The sequence below is a fragment of the Streptomyces sp. SAS_272 genome (genome assembly GCF_052543235.1).
Genome location: NZ_JBMNDR010000003.1, coordinates 62,929 through 79,044 on the forward strand (window position 1 = coordinate 62,929; position 16,116 = coordinate 79,044).

Here is a 16,116-nt window from a genome sequence, read left to right on the forward strand (position 1 = left end):
CCTGCCCGGGGTCCGCGCGGGACCCCGGGCAGGGCGCAACAGCTCGAGTGATGACCGAACTTCCTACCCAGAATGACCTGGGCGAGGTTCAGAGGGTCTGCGGCCCGGTTGCCGCACTCTCAGCGCTGTGGCGCTCCCCTGTCGGAATATGAAGATGTCTGAATCTGACGATGTGACGTGGCCAGATTACCTCTCCGTGGCCGCGAGCTGACCACAGGCGCCGTCGATCTCCTGACCACGGGTGTCCCGGACGGTGACCGGCACCCCGTGCGCCGCGATCGCCTCGACGAACGCCTTCTCGTCCTCGGGCCGGGACGCCGTCCACTTCGAGCCCGGGGTCGGGTTCAGCGGGATCAGGTTCACGTGCACGGGCTTGCCGCGCAGCAGCCGGCCGAGCCGGTCACCACGCCAGGCCTGATCGTTGATGTCCCGGATCAGCGCATATTCGATGGAGAGACGACGGCCGGACCGCTCGGTGTACTCGAACCCTGCGTCCAGCACCTCGCGCACCTTCCACCGCGTGTTCACGGGGACGAGCGTGTCGCGCAGTTCGTCGTCGGGGGCGTGCAGGGAGATCGCCAGCCGGCACTTGAAGCCCTCGTCGGCGAACCGGTGGATGGCCGGCACCAGCCCGACCGTCGACACGGTGATGCCCCGCTGGGACAGCCCGAGCCCGTCGGGCGCCGGGTCGGTGAGGGCGCGCACGGCTCCGACGACCCGCTTGTAGTTGGCGAGCGGCTCGCCCATCCCCATGAACACGATGTTCGACAGCCGCGCCGGCCCGCCGGGGACCTCCCCGTCCCGCAGCGCGCGCATCCCGTCGACGATCTGGTGCACGATCTCGGCGGTGGACAGGTTCCGGTCGAGCCCCGCCTGCCCGGTCGCGCAGAACGGGCAGTTCATCCCGCACCCCGCCTGCGAGCTGATGCACATGGTCACCCGGTCCGGGTAGCGCATCAGCACCGACTCCACGAGCGTGCCGTCGAACAGCCGCCACAGCGTCTTGCGCGTGGTCCCCTGGTCCGTCGACAGATGCCGCACGACCGACATCAGGTCCGGCAGCAGGGCCTCGCGCAGCTTCTCGCGGGAACCGGCGGGGATGTCGGTCCACTCCGCCGGGTCGTGCGCGTAGCGCGCGAAGTAGTGCTGCGAGAGCTGCTTGGCGCGAAACGGCTTCTCCCCGACCTCCGCCACGACCTCCTTCCGCTCGGCGGGCGAGAGATCGGCAAGATGCCGCGGCGGCTTCTGGGCTCCGCGGGGGGCGACGAATGTAAGTTCTCCGGGCTTCGGCATAACACGACCAGTGTCGCAGATCATCTCCGGGGGCCCAGGCCAGAGCGGGGTGGGGGTGGTCACCCTCGGGTACCGACTGTCGGCGTTGGTCGACCTCGCACGGCCCAGGGACGGCCCAGGGGGCTCGAGGGCTGCGAATCGGTGGCACGCGATAGCGGGCGTGGTGGACCGTGAGAACAGCCGGGTTCACAAGGCAACGGTGACCAGTCAGGTATGGCCCCCTCAACGGCCACAGGGGCACCTCACCACCAAAGTCATCCCTGTGCCATGTCGTCGCGCAAGCCTGCCCGCCCCCTGCCATGCCTTTATCAGATCCCCAGGCCGCGTCTATCCATTTCCGGGAAGTCATTCCTCGATCACCTGGCGCGTGCTACCTCTACGGTATGGCCGACTACCAGCTAGCGCACCCTCTCTACCTTGATGTCCAGATGATGGTCAGCTTTCTCGCCTACTTGGAGGGCGGCGTCTACGTCACCAGCGAAGAGACTCTCCAACGAGAGAAGAGCAGAGACAATAAAGTCGGCGGCTCGGGAAAGATGAAACTGCCCTCACTGGGGGCCCTACTTGGGCTTGAAGCGTCATTGAACGCCGAAACCGGGGGACACACCGGAGAAACCGCAGAGACTCGGGTCGCACGACATCACACCGCCGCGAGCCTATTTAATGGTTTGTACGGATTCCTGCAAGAGGACGGCGCGATAAAGGTTCTGGAAAGCCGCGAGGAGCTAGCAAGTGTAAAGCCCGGAGACTTCGTCAAACTGTCGGGCCGTTACACCGGGAATCCACTTGAGGAAACCCTGGCAATGATGAGCCAAATCATGGCTTACATGGAGGAGATGTCCCAAGGCGTCACTGGGGCTCGAACCCAACGCTCAGCGAACCGCCGCTCAGGCAACCCGCAGACCCGCGAGCAGGCTGCACAGCCGGAACCGAACCCACTTGCCGAGATCGTTGAGCAATTTAACGAGATTGATCAAAGCATCGAATTCAGAATCCTCAAGAAGATGAAAGAAGAGTTGGAATCTTCTCCGATTCACGATGTCGTACTTGAAACCTCAGCAGGCATTAAAGCTGTCCTGACAGTCGCTTCCGAGTACTACAACAGCACTGTCGCAGAAAAGCTTAGCTCGGGCGACTTCATCGTCCTCGGCAAGGTCACCCGCGTGCTTCGTGAGGGCGAATCCATCAACCTGACCCGCCGAACCGTAATGGGCAAAATGGGCGAGGATAATTTCGCGAGCTCAGTGACGAGCATTCCCGGGTTTGCCACGCAATCCAACGACCCGGTCGTTAACCATCCGGCGGTACAAATTTTGCCCATGGCCATCTTCGTCTAAAAATCCACCCAGGACGGTGCGATTCATAGGCGAGTCAAGACCGAAGTGATCTTGAAACCGCTCGTGGCATCGATGTCACCATGAGCCAAACTCCACACCCACCACACATAAACGACTCCTGACCAGGTGATTCGGCCCAGGGGTTGTCGCGCATACTCGCCTACGCCCGTCACCTCCGGACGCGACGGGCATGGATGAGGCGCGCACAGTCCTGTCTGGATCATCTCTGTTCGTTCCGCGCATGTGCCGCTACTCTGCGTACCCATGGGGAAAGCGGTGCGTCTGTACTGGGGATACATAGCGGTTGCGGCGTTGATCGTTGCCTGGAGCCAACAATGGTCGCTACCAGTCATTGTGGCTCTGTCGGTCGCGGTGTCGGCCTATGCCTCGTTCCAAGTGCCAGTCTGGTGCGGAGCAGTCAACAGGGACGGGCGGACCTACTGCCGCAACAACGCCTACGGGGTATTGATGGGGTGTCGCAACCGCCAACACAGGTGGCAGAAACTCAAGCTGATTGTCCTGCGCAGCAAGGTCGGAGACGTGAGCCGTTCCGTGTTCCCCACGGCCAAAGAGAAGTTCAATGGTGTTCTGGCTGTTGGAGGCCTGCTGTCTGCCGTTGCAGCGGTGATCGTTCCCGTTGTGACAGGTGGTTGACGGCCTACTCCAACCAACCGCAACCTGCTCTCATCCCGTCTGCCGTCGACCCATACACCGTGGAGCGGGCGTGGTTCAGGGCGTCAAGGTGGAGCGCGCCACTGTACGAACGACCTTGACGCCCTGGGCCGCGACTGCTCGGCTCTGCCTGGGTCGACGGCAGACGGGATGAGAGCTCCCGCATCAGCCACTCACGGCCGGCACTCGCGAACGGTGCCCCTGCCATCCTGGAGCCTGAGCGCCCCCGCCGGAGGCATGTCCTTGACCTGCGGGTGACTTCCTCGCTTCCGCCCGCAGCACGTAGCGCGCCGCCGGGCGCGGCCAGCCGGGGCGCAGACAGGAGGCAGGCCGCGCCGCAGAGGCGGCGCGCGCCCGCGCCGTGCGCGGGCTCTTGATGATGTAGGGAAAGTTCTACCGCGCCCGTGATCACGAACCGCTCGATCGAGGCCTGTCGGCTCCGTACTCGTCTCGGATACCGTTCCATCCATGCCTTCTGCACTGGACACGCCCCAAGGGGCTGCGGAGCTCGCCGAGTCCCTGCTGCCTCCGCTCGGGAACCGCTGGCTGCACACACAGGCCGTGGCTGCTCGGGCGCAAGAGATCGCCGGGGCTGTGTCTGAGGCTGATCGGGATCTCCTCGTCGCCGCCGCGTGGCTGCACGACATCGGCTACGCCCCCGAGCTGCGTGACACCGGCTTCCACCCCATCGACGGCGCGCGTCATCTGGAAACGCTGGGTGCGCCGGCACGTCTCGTACGGCTGGTCGCCCACCACTCCGGTGCCGTGTACGAGGCGGAGCAACGCGGCCTCACGGCGGAGCTGGCAGTCTACGAGCGTGAAGACTCGCCGGTCCTGGACGCCCTGATCATGGCCGACATGACGACCGGCCCCGCGGGGCAGTCCTTCGACTTCGACACCCGCATCGACGAGATCCTCGTCCGCTACGAGCCGGGCAGCGAAGTGCACAACGCGATCAGCAACGCGCGGCCGTACCTCAAGGGCGCTGTCGAGCGGACGCGTGCCCGTATGGTTCATCAGCCGATGTAGGGCTCTGCCTGGCCGGCCAAACCGTGCTCGATACGCATGCGCATGGACGGGTGGATGTTCAGGTCGTCCAGCCTGCTCGGGTCGACGAACGCGACTTCCTTGCTCTCGCTGCTGGTGCGCAGCTCGCCCCCGGTGATGCGGGCCGCGAAGCAGATCGAGAACTGTTGACGCACTTCGCCGTCGTCGTAGGCCATGACGTGGCCGGGGTCGGTGTAGAGGCCGACCAGGCCCGTCACCTCGACGTCGAAGCCCGTCTCTTCCTTGGTCTCGCGCACCGCTGCGTCCGCGACAGACTCACCGACGTCGACGCCGCCACCCGGCAGGGCCCACAGGTTGTTGTCGGTCTTGTGGATGAGCAACACCTCTCCAGCCTCGTTGCACGCAACGGCTGTGACCGAGGGGACGATGCTGTTTGCCTTCGGGGCGTTCGGATCGTTGATGTAGTCGACGCGGGCCATGCCTCCAGCCTCGCACGACGGGCCCGCAGTTGAGCTAGGCGGGCCGCCCTCGGTCCCAGGTGTAGTCGAAGCTCCGCATGTAGTGCCGGAACGTGCGGGCGCCAGGGATGTAGCGGAAGTGCAGTACCGGGTTCTGTCCGGCGGGAGCTCCGAGCACGTGCGGGTTCACGAGCACGTCGTCGTCGAAGCGATAGATCGAGTTGTAGAGGATCGTGTCGTGCAGCCGGATCTCCACGCCAGGCGTCTTCATCGCGGGATCGAGGTAGCGCCGAGTGATCCGGGCGCGTGCGGCCAGGTCGTCCCCTATGCCTTCCTCTTCCCCGCGCTGGCGGACCATCTCCGACTCCGGGTCACCGAGGAGGACGCGCACCTGAGCCCCGGACTTGGCCTTCTCGGCCAGCTCGTACGGGAGGTCGGGATGGTTGTCAAAGAGGAACAGCCCCGCGTACACGAGGATGTCCACCTGGTCCGCCGCCTTCTCAATGAGCGATGACCACAACGCGGCCGGCACCGCGCCCCTGTGCGGGTAGTACGTGATGAGCTCGGACGTGCTCGCCGTCTCGGCCTGCTTCTCGACGGCCGGCCACAGGTAGACCTCGTCGACGCCGAGGTAGCTCGCGGCCTTCCAGCGGTGCCCTCGATGCGGCGTGCGGTCGGTCGTGATCCAGCGCTCCACGCTCTTGGGGTCGACCCCGACGTGCTGAGCCACGGACTGGATGGTCTCGCCCTTCGCCGAAATCGCCGCGCGCAGACGCTCGTTCGCCATGGCTTGCCCTTCCTGGGACACCTCGGGGACGTTTTGACGATAGCTCAGACGTCCCCAAACGTCCACACGGGCCGTGATGCGTCCGCCCCCTCTCGCGGTCTCCTGATCTGACCGACGGGAGTCGGTCAAGAACCCGCTACAGCAGGAGACAAGACGATGCGTCAGATCCCCGTGGACACCTCCGCCGCGACCGTGATGGTCGCCAAGACCCCCCAGCCGAAGGTGAAGGACCGCCGGACCGGCGAGATCGCCACCGACATGGAGACCGGCGCGAAGATGATGACCGTGGACGTGATGTTCGCGGCGAACGACGAGGTGGAGATCCTGTCCATCGCGGTCCCGGAGCCGGGTATCTCGGGCGAGCTGGCCATGGGTACGCCGGTCGCGCTCACGGGCCTGGTCGCCCGGCCGTGGGAGAACGACTTCAACGGTCAGAAGCGGCACGGGATCGCCTTCCGCGCGGTGGCCGTCACGTCGCTGGTCGCCGCTGCCGCGTCCTCGAAGGCGGCCTGATCATGACCGTCTTCACGGTCGCGCTGGTGCTGGTCGTCGCCGCTGCGGGTCTCCTGCGGTGGCGGCGTCCCGTCTGGTACTGGATGACCTTCGGCGTCACCCTCGCCACGCTGCGGGTCCTGGTCCGGTACGCCTCCGTCATGGACGCCTGCGGGCTGACGGTTCCGCCCTCCCGCTGGCGGCTGGCCCTGGCCCGGGTCACCAATCGGGAGGTCCCGCAGTGCCGGCCGCCCCGCATCCTGCGCGTCCGGCCGACCCGGACCGGCCTGGTCCTGCGGCTGGCACTGCGGCCCGGACAGGACGCCTTCGACGTCGCCGCCTCCTCAGACCGGCTTCGGCACTCGTTCTCGATGTACGGGGTCACCTCGCGTGAGCTGCGCTCCGGGGTCGTGGAAGTGCGGATGACCGGCTATGACGTCCTCAAGCGGGTGCAGATGCCCGCCACCGTCGAGACCCGTCCGATGCTCGTCCCGGTCGCCCTGCGCGAGGACGGCTCGGTCCACTACCGCGACTACCGCGCCGTCCCGCACGCCCTCACCCTCGGGGCGACGGAGTCGGGGAAGTCGGTCTATCAGCGCAACCTGGTCGCCGGGCTCGCGCCGATGGACGTCGCCCTGGTCGGCATCGACTGCAAACAGGGCGTCGAGCTGTTCCCCCTCGCCCGCCGCTTCTCCGCTCTCGCCGACAACCCCGACACCGCCGCCGAACTGCTGGACGCCCTCGTGACCCGCATGGAGGGCGTCTACCAGGTCATCCGTGCCGAGCAGCGCATCACCTCGGCCATCGCGGACGCGGAGATAGCCGCCGACATCTGGGACCTGCCCGAACACCTGCGGCCCGTGCCGGTCGTGGTCCTGGTCGACGAGGTCGCCGAACTCGCGCTGGCCACGAAGAAGAGCGACCCGCGCCGGGACCGGATCATCAAGGCCCTGGTCCGCCTCGCCCAGCTCGGCCGCGCGGCCGGCATCTACCTCGAGATCTGCGGGCAGCGTTTCGGCTCCGAACTCGGCGACGGCGTCACCATGCTCCGCGCCCAGCTCACAGGCCGCACCGCCCACCGCGTCAACGACGAGACAAGCGCCAAGATGGCCTTCGGCGACATCTCCCCGGACGCAGTCCTGGCCGCCATCCAGATCCCCGCCGAACTGCGCGGGGTCGCCATCGCCGGAGACTCCACCGGCGGCTGGCACCGCATCCGCGCCCCGCACACCTCGCTGCGCCAGGCCGTCAACACCTGCAACCGGCACGCCCACCGCACCCCGGACCTGCCCGAACTCGCGCCTTTCCGGCCCGAGCTGACCGGCACCGCCCCGCCGGTCGAGCAGCTGGCCGAGGCCGCTCCCGCCACGGCCTGACCCACCCCGCTCCACGGTCGGCGCGACCGCTTCGCGCCAGGTCCCTACCCCTGCCATGCCTGATGAAGGGAGAACCCCCGTCATGTGCCCCGACTGCGAGGACTTCGCCCGCACCGTCCTGCTCCTCGGCCAGCTCGCCCTCTACGCCGACACCGCCGGCGCGGACCTCGACTTCGTCGACACCGTCAGCCCCGCCCTGGCCGCCTCGCTCCCCGAGCCGCCCGCCATGCCCGGTGAGGGGTCCTGATGGCCGCCCGCCACGGCCTGCGTGTTGACGCCGTCCTGGTCCAGGCCGTCATCGCCGGAGCGCTGTCCTTCGCCCACCTGCACGACCTGGCCTCCGCTGCCGGTCAGGACGGCTGGAAGGCCTGGGCCTACCCGATCAGCGTGGACATGCTCCTGGTCGCCGCCTGGCGACGACTGCGCTCCGAGGGCCCGTCCCGGCTGGCCTGGTGCTGGTTCCTCATCGCCCTGTTCGCCTCCCTCGGCGCGAACGTGGCCACCGCCGGGTTCCTCGACCTGGCCGACCCGCCCGCCCTGCTGCGCCTGGGCATCGCCGGATGGCCCGCCCTCGCCTTCCTCGGCGGCACCCTCCTCGCCCACTCCGCCGACCACCACACACCCACCGCGCCGGCACCCGCCCCGGCCCCGGAACCCGACCCCGTCACCGACCCTGAGCCGCTCCCCGAGCCCGTGCCCGTACTGGAGCCCGAGTTTTCGCCCGTCCCGGTGGAAGAGCCCCCGGCCCTCCCGGCCGCCGACCCGGCGCCCGCGGTTCCCGCCGTCCTCGTCGACCACGCCCGCAAGGTCGCCGACGACTACCGCGCCCGCACCGGCGGCCCGATCGACACCGACACCCTGCGCGCCCGCCTCGGCGTCCCGCCCCACCTCGCCGACGCCATCGCCGCCCAACTCGCCTGACCCCGAAGGGAGAACCACTGCCGTGCCCGCCCGCGACAACTTCCACTCCGTCATGCGGATCGGCCCCGTGCAGATCGGCACCCACCGCGACCGCAACGGCCGCACCAAGCACGCCGCCGTCTGCACCAACGACCGCTGCGGCTGGTCCGCCGACTACTCCAGCGGCACCGCCGCCCAGCTCGCCGCCCGCACCCACCGCTGCCGCGTCCGCTAGGAGACACCGCCATGCAGGTCCCGCTCTGGTTCGCCCTCGCCGCCGTCGGCTACCTCGGCTGCAAGCTCTTCCGCCCGCCCCTCTGGCTGGTCCTGGTGCTCCTCCTCGGCGGCTACCTCATCGCCGACAGCCTCCTCGCCCCCGTCATCGACACCGCCCTCACCAAGTAGGGAGACCCGCCATGCTCCGCCCCAAGATCCCCACCATGCCCACCCCGACCGGACTCGTCTCCCGGCCCGCCGTCCTCGAGCCGACCACCGTCATCCAGCACGCCCCCGCCCCGACCGCCCAGACCGCACCGGTCGCGCCGGCCTCGACGTCCCGGCCCACGGTGCAGCTCACCCCGGGGTCCGTGCTCGCCCTGGTCGGCGGCGGCACCGCCGTGGTCCTGGTCGTCGGCACGGTTCTCGTCTCGATGCTCCTGGCGGTCGCCGTCACCGCCGCCTCGGTCGCCGTCTGCGCCCTGGTCATCCGCTCGCTGATCTCCTCCCAGCACCGCCGCTGAAGGGTCCCGGGGCGACGCACAAGCCGCCAAGCACGCCGCCGCCTCTGGGACCGCGTTCCGGTACGCCAACCGCATCGCCAAGGAGAACCGCATGGAAGCGCACATAGCCGCGAGCATCCTGCCGTTACTCGGCTGGGCCGTGCACGGCGGCATCCTCGCCCGCCGCCTCGCCTCCGCCCGCCGCGACCCGCTCACCGGCCTGCACACCCGCGCCGGATGGACCGCCCGTGCCGAACACCTCATCCGCCGGCACCCGCGCGCCGCCGTCCTCCTGGTCGACCTCGACCACTTCAAGACCCTCAACGACACCCACGGCCACGCCGCCGGGGACGCCGCCCTCGCAGCCACCGCCGACAGGCTGCGCACCTGGTGCGGACACAACGGCACCGCCGGCCGCCTGGGAGGAGACGAATTCGTCGCCGTCGTACGGGACTTGGCTGCCGGTGATCTCGACAAGCTGATCGCCGCGCTTCACCGCCCGCTCGACTACGAGGGCGTCCCGCTGCCCCTGGCCGCCTCGGTCGGGGTCTGCAACGTCGCCGAGCTGGCGGTGCCCGTCCTGACCGATGCGCTCGCCTCTGCCGACGCTGCCATGTACGCCGCCAAGGGACGTGGCCGCCGGAGCTCCCGCACCACTCGCTGAGAGGCCACCGGGTGGCGCACAAGCCGCCAAGCACGCCGCCACCCGGGGCCGTTCCTTCCAACCGCAATCGAAAGGAACCACCATCATGGCCCACCACAGCTCGCCCCCGCCGAGGATCTGCCCGGCCTGCGACAGCTTCGCCTCCGTCGCCGTCACCCTCGGCGGCCGCGACCACCGTGGCCACCTGCGCACCATCACCGCGCACTGCCCGGCCTGCCAGGGCACCGGCACCACGCCCATCCGCCGCGACCGCGAGGGCGCCCGTGCCTGACACCCTGCTCGACCCGACCACCCTCGGCGACCTGCTGCGGGTGGCTTCGGCGTCCGACTACACCCGCTGGGAAGACCAGATCCGCCGCACCGGCGGCTGCGCCGACCCCATCCACCTGACCGGCTGGACCCTCACCAAGGACAAGACCACCGGCGAGACCCTGCACCACTACTCCACCGAGAACGAGCCGGGCGGACGCCTCCGCCTCGCCTGCGGCAACCGCCGCGCCTCCCGCTGCCCGTCCTGCGCCTGGACCTACGCGGGCGACACCTACCACCTGATCCGCGCCGGCCTCGCAGGAGACGACCGCCGCGACGTCCCCGCCACCGTCCGCGAACACCCGCGCGTGTTCGCCACCCTCACCGCCCCCTCCTTCGGCCGCGTCCACAACCGCCCCGACCACGGCGTCTGCCGCTGCGGCACCCGCCACCAGGCCGACGACCCCACCCTCGGCACGGCCCTCGACCCCACCACCTACGACTACGCGGCGGCCGTGCTGTTCAACAACCACGCCGGACAGCTCTGGCAGCGCTTCACCAATCGGCTCCGCCGCGAGATCGCCGCCCGCGCCGGCCTCTCCCAACGGGAGCTGAAGGAAGCCGCCCGGGTCTCGTACGGCAAGGTCGCCGAGTTCCAAAAGCGCGGAGCCCTGCACTTCCATGCCGTCATCCGCATCGACGGCCCCGACGGACCGGACACCCCGCCCCCGGCCTGGGCAACGGTCGGCCTCCTCGCCGACGCCATCGAGGCCGCCGCCGTCCACTCCTACACCTCGGTCTCGGTCCCCGCCGCCGGTGACCAGCCCGCGCGTACCTTCCGCTGGGGCACCCAGCTCGACGTACGCCCGATCAAGGCCTTCGGCGACGGCTCCGACATCACCGAGCAGGCCGTCGCCTCCTACGTCGCCAAGTACGCCACCAAGGCCGCCGAAAACACCGGCACCCTGGACCGCCGCATCGGCGAACTCGCCGAACTCGACCGCCACGGCGTCCCCGACCACGCCCGCCGCCTCATCACCGCGTGCAAGGAACTCGACCCGCTTTACCCCGACCGCCGCCTGTGGGCCTGGGCTCACATGCTCGGCTTCCGCGGCCACTTCTCCTCCAAGTCCCGCCGCTACTCCACCACCCTCGGCGCGCTCCGCCAGACACGCGCCGACTACCGCTCCGCCCAGGAACACGACGCCTTCGGCCTGGACGACGTCGAGCCGGACACCGTCCTCGTCCTGGCCGACTGGCAGTACGCCGGCCACGGCCACACCCCCGGCGAATCCGCGCTCGCCGCCACCATCGCCCGCAACCTCCAGCACAACCGCGAAACCGCCCGCGAAGCCCTACGCCACCAGCTCGCCCTGGAAGGAGCCGCCGCATGACCGTCACCATGCTCCCCGAGCGCTACCTGACCCCGGCAGACGTCGCGGAGCTGCTCGGCGTTCCGGTCGAAACGCTGTACCAGTGGCGGCGGAAGCGCACAGGTCCTCCGGCCTTCCGCGTCGGCCGGCACCTGCGCTACGACCCCGTCCGGCTTCACCAGTGGGTCGACGGCCTGACCGAGGTGGCCGCCTGATGCCTGGTCATGTGCAAGACCGCTGGTACAAGACCGAGTCGGGTCCGGACGGCAAGCCAGTGAAGGTGAAGACCGACCGCTACGGCAGCGGCCTTCGCTACCGGGCCCGGTATGTCGGGCCGGACGGCACCGAGAAGAGCCGGTCCTTCCCCGACCGTCAGAAGCGCAAGGCGGAGGAGTGGCTGGCCGAGACGGCTGCCGACATGACCCGTGGCCAGTACGTAGACCCCAAAGCCGCGCGCACCACTTTCCAGCAGTACGCGGAACGCTGGATCACGGGGCAGACCACCGACTTGAACACCCGCATCGGAGTGGAGACCCGGCTACGCCTGCACGCCTTCCCTCGCCTCGGGACGCGACCGCTCGGGTCGTTTCGCCCAGTTCACATCCGCGAGTTCGTGCGCGATCTGGAGAACGACGCGGCGATAGGCGGCAGCTACGCCCGCAACATCTACGCCAACGTCCGCGCGGTGCTGTCGGCGGCCGTGGATGACGGCCACCTCGCCCGGAATCCTTGCTCGGCCGCATCCGTCCGCCCGCCGGCCGTGTCGACCGCTCGCGTCGTGCCATGGCTCCCGTCCCAGGTGCGTGCGGTCCGTGACGCTCTGCCCGAGCGGTACCGAGCCATGGTCTCCGTGGGCAGTGGCTGCGGTCTTCGGCAGGGCGAGATCATCGGTCTGTCGGAGGACGCCGTGCAGCTCGACGGCGACACGCTGCGGGTCACCACGCAGGTCAAGCTCATCCGAGGTGTCGCGGTCTTCGCTCCGCCCAAGGGCAACAAGGAACGGGACGTACCGCTGCCGTCCTCAGTCGCCTCGGTCCTGCGGCAGCACATGAAGAGTCATCCGCCCGTGAGCTTCAAGCTGCCGTGGGGCCGGCCGGACGGTCCGCTCACCGAACGGCGCCTGATTTTCACCAACACAGTCGGCGGCCTCGTCTGGCGGAGCAACTTCAATGTCTACGAGTGGAAGCGCGCTCTTGCCGCGGCCGGCCTTATCCCGACTCCCGAGCCTGGGCAGCGGCACGCGTCCGCCCGGCACCACGGGATGCACGCGCTTCGCCACTTCTACGCCTCGGTCCTCCTGGACGCGGGCGAGAGCATCAAGGCGGTAAGCGAGTATCTCGGGCACTCCGACCCGGCGATGACGCTGCGGGTGTACGCCCACCTGATGCCCAGCAGCAGCGAGCGCGCCCGCCGCGCCCTGGACGACGTCTTCGGCACGGCCCAGGAGCCCTGACGGCCCAGGGACGGCCCACCGGGCACAAGACGGCCCCCTACTGGCGACAAAACCGCTGGTAGGGGGCCTCTTCGCGCCCGTGGGAGATCAGTTCTCCGGGCTTCGGCATAACACGACCAGTGTCGCAGATCATCTCCGGGGCCCCAGGCCAGAGCGGGGTGGGGGTGGTCACCTGCAGGCAGCGCCTGTCCTCCTCGGACGGCACAGGGTCTCGAAGATCACTCGGCAGAGCGTCACCCCCGCAAGCATTCGGCAATAGGGGTTCGAGTCATCAGACGGCTCACGCGGCTGGTGCGCTCTCGGCCACGCGCCAGCCATATCTTCACACCTCCACTGTTCTCTACCCGCGATCGACTGCCACCGCTATCCTTCACGGGAAGTTCCTCTTGACTGGGGGTACGGGTGGTCAGCCGTCTGACGGTGGGGATCGACGTGGGCGGCACAAAGACTGCCGCTGTTCTCATGTCCGGCTGTCGCACAGTTCTAGCCGATACCGTCGAGCCCACGGATCGCTCGGCCCCTCCGGAGCAATCCGCGAGCCAATGCCGGCGACTGATCGATTCCTTATTGGAGACGACGCACTCCGCTCGCGATGCTCTGCATGCTGTTGGAGTGGGGCTGCCTGGACTCATCGCGCCGGACAGAACCTTCCGGGATTCCATCATTCTGCCTGCCTGGCGTGACGTCGACTTCGAGTCTCTGCTGGGCTCGCGTCTCGGCGTCCCCGTCACCGTCGACAATGACACCACCATGGCTGCGTTAGGACATTTTGCCAGCTTGCGGCCGCACAAGCGTCCGCGTTGCCTTGTCTGCCTCACGTTGGGCACAGGAGTGGGCGGCGCAGTTCTCCTGGATGGGAAACCGCTGCGGGGCAGCGACGGCACCGCTGGGCAGATCGGCCACCTCGTCGTCGAGCCTTCCGGCAGACGGTGCGACTGCGGCAGCAAAGGCTGTCTCAATGCGTACGCCTCAGGTACTGCCATCAGAGCGCGCTTCGCCGAATTGAAGGCCGATGAATCAAGACCGCATGACGCATCCGCAGTCGCTTCGAACCTTGATTTACGGACTGCATTGCGTCACGGGGATTCCGCCGCAGAGAGAGCGCTGCGAGAAGCGGTGAATGCGCTCACCACAGCCGTATCGGGCATGGTGAACGTGCTGAATCCCGAGCTGGTCGTCCTTGGTGGCGGCGTAGCCAGCCTCGGGCGACGACTGACCGATCCCGTGCAAGCCGGCGTCTCCCGGCACTCATTCCCGGCCCCGGCCCGGCGAGTACGCGTATGCGTAGCCGCGCACGGCCCGCTGACGGGGGCTGTCGGTGCGGCCGTGACCGCCGGAATGCTGAGCGGCACGGCACCCTCGGACTCCTTCCGCCTGTGCCACACCGTCGAAAGAGACACCCGATGAGACCGGAAGAAATGCCGGGATGGATCAGTCGCGCCCTCCCCATGCCCGATCGAACCGTCGTATGGCTCCTCGACGTCGACGACACCCTCACCGACACCAAGTCGATGCATCACGACGCAGCCGAGTCTCTGGCGCCGGAACTGTCGGGGAGCATGACGACCTCCCTGGCCGCCTCGGTGGCCCGTCGCTTTCGTGAGGTGTTCGACGAACTCCTGGTGCTCCATCAACAGGTACCAACCGCTGGCAGGGCGGCGCTTAACTCTGTGAAGGAACTCGAGTCGCGAGTCCGCATCCATCAGGTCGAAATCCAGGAGAAGTGGGGAATCACACGCCTGTTCAGTCGTGAGATCCTCCTGCGTATCGCCGTCGAGGATTGCGGCGCAAGCCTCCCAGCGAAAGAGCTGAACCGCTGCGTCGATCGTTACTGGGATCACATGCGTGAGCACCCGTTCGTGTTCCCCGACGCTGCCCGCCTCTCTCGAAGACTGGCGTCGCACAGCATTCCCGTTTACCTCATGACATCCAGCGACGCTCGATATCGTGAGTGCGGTAACGGGCAGTTCATCTACGACCCTCGAGCGTCACGCAAAGACAAACGCAAACGGATGGTCAATCTCCGCAATCACGGCATCAACTATGCATCATCCTTCATCGGGGACCCGATCGACAAGCCCAGTAAAGAGTTCTACGAGTTGGTCTTCTCAGGCATTTCCCGTGACCTGGACGCGCCTCTACAGTCGCTCTCCATCGTCGTTGCGGGCGATTCCTACCGATCCGACATCCAAACTCCTCTCAAGATCTACGATTCCACCCTCGGCGTCCTGTGCCGCCGAGAGCAGTCCGCCGTCCGGGTCGAAGCGGACCGAGTACTCTCCGTCGGAGACTTCGACATGCTCACAAGGATGCTCGACGTCATCGAAGGCGAGGACCGAGGATGAAGGTGGCCGTCATTGTGGACGACCTGGATCCCGCAAGACGAAGAAAATGCTTCTGGGATGAACAACTGACCTCCATCCCTGATCTCCAGGTCGAACTTGTCAGCCTTCAGGAGAACATGGAAGCACGCCTGTTCTTCAACATCTACGTCTACGACGTCGTCATATTCAACTGGTGCGTACTGGACGGGGCGGTCATGTACGCGGCGGACCGCGCCCAGGACATCCTCGCCTTCTACGACGACCACTTCATCCAATTCGTGCGGCGGGGCGGTGTTGTGATCATGGAAAATCAGCCCAAGCGATGGCGGCCGGCTCAGCGAGCCTACGACATCCTCTTCCCAGGCCAGATGGCCGTCCTGGCGCGCGAAACCTACCCGTTCGGTTCGACCGTCCAAGTCAACGCTCGCCTCAGGGAACACCCGATTGTCCAGGGGGTCGCCGCCCCCATTCACTCCGCCTACTCCCAGCCCCCCGGAACGTCTTGGTTCCCCCCGGGATCGACGAGTGTGCGGTCGATAGAAGAGCTCAACCCGACCAAGATGTACACAGGGGCCTTTCAGAGCTGGTCGAAGGAATGGCTCCCGCTCCTGTATACCGAAGACCGACAGAACCCGGTGATGTTGGTGAAGTCCGAGGGCCTGGGCCTCTGGGTCGTGACGACGATGTACATAGCCTCGTCCAATGTTCACGACCTCATCGAATCATTGGTGGTCGGGGCCCGCAATCACAGGACCGCTATTCGGAATTTCCATACGACCGAGAAAAGCAAGCGGCGCGTTCGAGCGCTGATGTGCGCAGCCATCATTTTCGTCGTAGCCGTCGGACTCTTCCTTCTCCTCCAGTCGGGACTTCTGGAATCCAAAGTTCCGTACGGCGACACCTGGGCCGGGAACATCACCGTCAGCGTCCTCTTTGCAGCTCTCGCAAGTGGAGCCACCTTCCTCCGTGGATTCTTGATCCTGACCTGGCGAGCGGCACGCAACCGCTGAT

21 protein-coding genes are annotated in these 16,116 nt (G+C 67.5%); 18 read left to right on the forward strand and 3 right to left on the reverse strand.

Annotated elements, in window-relative coordinates; all coding sequences use genetic code 11:
* Positions 1 to 186 precede the first annotated feature (186 nt).
* Positions 187 to 1,293, reverse strand: a complete 1,107-nt coding sequence (gene rlmN / locus ACN6LD_RS03465; protein ID WP_057580538.1) for a 23S rRNA (adenine(2503)-C(2))-methyltransferase RlmN — start codon at positions 1,291 to 1,293, stop codon at positions 187 to 189.
* A 383-nt stretch (positions 1,294 to 1,676) separates the two neighbouring features.
* Between rlmN and ACN6LD_RS03470 the strand changes: the two genes are divergently transcribed.
* From ACN6LD_RS03470 to ACN6LD_RS03480, 3 genes are all read left to right on the forward strand, one after another.
* The gene (locus ACN6LD_RS03470; protein ID WP_319195468.1) at positions 1,677 to 2,630 is read left to right on the forward strand and encodes a DUF6414 family protein; all 954 of its coding nucleotides are present in this window, start codon (positions 1,677 to 1,679) and stop codon (positions 2,628 to 2,630) included.
* 264 nt (positions 2,631 to 2,894) lie between these two features.
* Positions 2,895 to 3,284, forward strand: a complete 390-nt coding sequence (locus tag ACN6LD_RS03475) for a hypothetical protein (protein WP_319195466.1) — start codon at positions 2,895 to 2,897, stop codon at positions 3,282 to 3,284.
* A gap of 486 nt (positions 3,285 to 3,770) precedes the next feature.
* Positions 3,771 to 4,331 carry an HD domain-containing protein gene (locus tag ACN6LD_RS03480; RefSeq protein WP_319195464.1) on the forward strand — a complete coding sequence of 187 codons (561 nt, stop codon included), beginning with the start codon at positions 3,771 to 3,773 and terminating at the stop codon, positions 4,329 to 4,331.
* On the opposite strand, the gene ACN6LD_RS03485 is transcribed toward ACN6LD_RS03480, so the two are convergent.
* Entirely contained in the window at positions 4,319 to 4,789 is a 471-nt protein-coding gene (locus ACN6LD_RS03485; RefSeq protein ID WP_445042497.1) for an NUDIX hydrolase, read from the reverse strand. The two genes, ACN6LD_RS03480 and ACN6LD_RS03485, sit on opposite strands and share 13 nt — an antisense overlap.
* A 34-nt stretch (positions 4,790 to 4,823) precedes the next feature.
* The gene (locus ACN6LD_RS03490; protein WP_445042498.1) at positions 4,824 to 5,555 is read right to left on the reverse strand and encodes an XRE family transcriptional regulator; all 732 of its coding nucleotides are present in this window, start codon (positions 5,553 to 5,555) and stop codon (positions 4,824 to 4,826) included.
* Between the two features lie 156 nt (positions 5,556 to 5,711).
* Here ACN6LD_RS03490 and ACN6LD_RS03495 point away from each other — a divergent pair, with 156 nt between their 5' ends.
* The 15 genes from ACN6LD_RS03495 to ACN6LD_RS03565 all read left to right on the forward strand — a co-directional run bounded on the left by ACN6LD_RS03495 (position 5,712) and on the right by ACN6LD_RS03565 (position 16,115).
* Positions 5,712 to 6,068: an SCO3933 family regulatory protein gene (locus ACN6LD_RS03495; protein WP_200735154.1), complete on the forward strand. Its 357-nt coding sequence runs from the start codon at positions 5,712 to 5,714 to the stop codon at positions 6,066 to 6,068.
* Positions 6,069 to 6,070: 2 nt separating this feature from the next.
* Complete coding sequence (locus tag ACN6LD_RS03500) at positions 6,071 to 7,423, forward strand: FtsK/SpoIIIE domain-containing protein (RefSeq protein WP_445042499.1); 1,353 nt, start codon at positions 6,071 to 6,073, stop codon at positions 7,421 to 7,423.
* Between the two features lie 82 nt (positions 7,424 to 7,505).
* Positions 7,506 to 7,670: a hypothetical protein gene (locus ACN6LD_RS03505; RefSeq protein ID WP_445042500.1), complete on the forward strand. Its 165-nt coding sequence runs from the start codon at positions 7,506 to 7,508 to the stop codon at positions 7,668 to 7,670.
* Positions 7,670 to 8,344 carry a DUF2637 domain-containing protein gene (locus ACN6LD_RS03510; protein WP_445042501.1) on the forward strand — a complete coding sequence of 225 codons (675 nt, stop codon included), beginning with the start codon at positions 7,670 to 7,672 and terminating at the stop codon, positions 8,342 to 8,344. The genes ACN6LD_RS03505 and ACN6LD_RS03510 overlap by 1 nt, the downstream gene beginning before the upstream one ends.
* Before the next feature lie 22 nt (positions 8,345 to 8,366).
* Entirely contained in the window at positions 8,367 to 8,558 is a 192-nt protein-coding gene (locus ACN6LD_RS03515; protein WP_319198349.1) for a mobile element transfer protein, read from the forward strand.
* An 11-nt stretch (positions 8,559 to 8,569) separates the two neighbouring features.
* Complete coding sequence (locus tag ACN6LD_RS03520) at positions 8,570 to 8,728, forward strand: hypothetical protein (protein ID WP_319198351.1); 159 nt, start codon at positions 8,570 to 8,572, stop codon at positions 8,726 to 8,728.
* An 11-nt stretch (positions 8,729 to 8,739) separates the two neighbouring features.
* Positions 8,740 to 9,063, forward strand: a complete 324-nt coding sequence (locus ACN6LD_RS03525; protein WP_319198353.1) for a SpdD-like protein — start codon at positions 8,740 to 8,742, stop codon at positions 9,061 to 9,063.
* 91 nt (positions 9,064 to 9,154) lie between these two features.
* Entirely contained in the window at positions 9,155 to 9,706 is a 552-nt protein-coding gene (locus tag ACN6LD_RS03530; RefSeq protein ID WP_319198355.1) for a GGDEF domain-containing protein, read from the forward strand.
* Between the two features lie 85 nt (positions 9,707 to 9,791).
* Positions 9,792 to 9,977: a hypothetical protein gene (locus tag ACN6LD_RS03535; RefSeq protein WP_319198357.1), complete on the forward strand. Its 186-nt coding sequence runs from the start codon at positions 9,792 to 9,794 to the stop codon at positions 9,975 to 9,977.
* On the forward strand, positions 9,970 to 11,349 hold the full coding sequence (gene repSA, locus ACN6LD_RS03540) for a replication initiator protein RepSA (protein WP_445042502.1): 1,380 nt from the start codon (positions 9,970 to 9,972) through the stop codon (positions 11,347 to 11,349). The genes ACN6LD_RS03535 and repSA overlap by 8 nt, the downstream gene beginning before the upstream one ends.
* Positions 11,346 to 11,543, forward strand: a complete 198-nt coding sequence (locus ACN6LD_RS03545) for a helix-turn-helix transcriptional regulator (protein WP_445042503.1) — start codon at positions 11,346 to 11,348, stop codon at positions 11,541 to 11,543. Before repSA ends, ACN6LD_RS03545 begins: the two co-directional genes overlap by 4 nt.
* On the forward strand, positions 11,543 to 12,781 hold the full coding sequence (locus ACN6LD_RS03550; RefSeq protein ID WP_319197090.1) for a tyrosine-type recombinase/integrase: 1,239 nt from the start codon (positions 11,543 to 11,545) through the stop codon (positions 12,779 to 12,781). The genes ACN6LD_RS03545 and ACN6LD_RS03550 overlap by 1 nt, the downstream gene beginning before the upstream one ends.
* Positions 12,782 to 13,201: 420 nt before the next feature.
* On the forward strand, positions 13,202 to 14,188 hold the full coding sequence (locus ACN6LD_RS03555; RefSeq protein ID WP_445042556.1) for an ROK family protein: 987 nt from the start codon (positions 13,202 to 13,204) through the stop codon (positions 14,186 to 14,188).
* A complete protein-coding gene (locus ACN6LD_RS03560; protein WP_445042504.1) occupies positions 14,185 to 15,126 on the forward strand; it encodes a hypothetical protein in 942 nt (313 codons plus the stop codon). Before ACN6LD_RS03555 ends, ACN6LD_RS03560 begins: the two co-directional genes overlap by 4 nt.
* Positions 15,123 to 16,115, forward strand: coding sequence for a hypothetical protein (locus ACN6LD_RS03565; RefSeq protein WP_445042505.1), 993 nt, complete (start codon positions 15,123 to 15,125; stop codon positions 16,113 to 16,115). The genes ACN6LD_RS03560 and ACN6LD_RS03565 overlap by 4 nt, the downstream gene beginning before the upstream one ends.
* Position 16,116 lies beyond the last annotated feature (1 nt).

What these genes read in the sequence shown, in the direction of transcription:
- ACN6LD_RS03545 (WP_445042503.1), top strand. Translation starts at nt 11,346, where the DNA reads ATGACCGTCACCATGCTCCCCGAGCGCTACCTGACCCCGGCAGACGTC.
- ACN6LD_RS03510 (WP_445042501.1), top strand. Translation starts at nt 7,670, where the DNA reads ATGGCCGCCCGCCACGGCCTGCGTGTTGACGCCGTCCTGGTCCAGGCC.
- ACN6LD_RS03500 (WP_445042499.1), top strand. Translation starts at nt 6,071, where the DNA reads ATGACCGTCTTCACGGTCGCGCTGGTGCTGGTCGTCGCCGCTGCGGGT.
- ACN6LD_RS03495 (WP_200735154.1), top strand. Translation starts at nt 5,712, where the DNA reads ATGCGTCAGATCCCCGTGGACACCTCCGCCGCGACCGTGATGGTCGCC.
- ACN6LD_RS03535 (WP_319198357.1), top strand. Translation starts at nt 9,792, where the DNA reads ATGGCCCACCACAGCTCGCCCCCGCCGAGGATCTGCCCGGCCTGCGAC.
- ACN6LD_RS03505 (WP_445042500.1), top strand. Translation starts at nt 7,506, where the DNA reads ATGTGCCCCGACTGCGAGGACTTCGCCCGCACCGTCCTGCTCCTCGGC.
- ACN6LD_RS03550 (WP_319197090.1), top strand. Translation starts at nt 11,543, where the DNA reads ATGCCTGGTCATGTGCAAGACCGCTGGTACAAGACCGAGTCGGGTCCG.
- ACN6LD_RS03560 (WP_445042504.1), top strand. Translation starts at nt 14,185, where the DNA reads ATGAGACCGGAAGAAATGCCGGGATGGATCAGTCGCGCCCTCCCCATG.
- ACN6LD_RS03480 (WP_319195464.1), top strand. Translation starts at nt 3,771, where the DNA reads ATGCCTTCTGCACTGGACACGCCCCAAGGGGCTGCGGAGCTCGCCGAG.
- ACN6LD_RS03520 (WP_319198351.1), top strand. Translation starts at nt 8,570, where the DNA reads ATGCAGGTCCCGCTCTGGTTCGCCCTCGCCGCCGTCGGCTACCTCGGC.
- ACN6LD_RS03530 (WP_319198355.1), top strand. Translation starts at nt 9,155, where the DNA reads ATGGAAGCGCACATAGCCGCGAGCATCCTGCCGTTACTCGGCTGGGCC.
- ACN6LD_RS03525 (WP_319198353.1), top strand. Translation starts at nt 8,740, where the DNA reads ATGCTCCGCCCCAAGATCCCCACCATGCCCACCCCGACCGGACTCGTC.
- ACN6LD_RS03565 (WP_445042505.1), top strand. Translation starts at nt 15,123, where the DNA reads ATGAAGGTGGCCGTCATTGTGGACGACCTGGATCCCGCAAGACGAAGA.
- ACN6LD_RS03475 (WP_319195466.1), top strand. Translation starts at nt 2,895, where the DNA reads ATGGGGAAAGCGGTGCGTCTGTACTGGGGATACATAGCGGTTGCGGCG.
- ACN6LD_RS03485 (WP_445042497.1), bottom strand. Translation starts at nt 4,789, where the DNA reads ATGGCCCGCGTCGACTACATCAACGATCCGAACGCCCCGAAGGCAAAC.
- ACN6LD_RS03490 (WP_445042498.1), bottom strand. Translation starts at nt 5,555, where the DNA reads ATGGCGAACGAGCGTCTGCGCGCGGCGATTTCGGCGAAGGGCGAGACC.
- rlmN (WP_057580538.1), bottom strand. Translation starts at nt 1,293, where the DNA reads ATGCCGAAGCCCGGAGAACTTACATTCGTCGCCCCCCGCGGAGCCCAG.
- ACN6LD_RS03470 (WP_319195468.1), top strand. Translation starts at nt 1,677, where the DNA reads ATGGCCGACTACCAGCTAGCGCACCCTCTCTACCTTGATGTCCAGATG.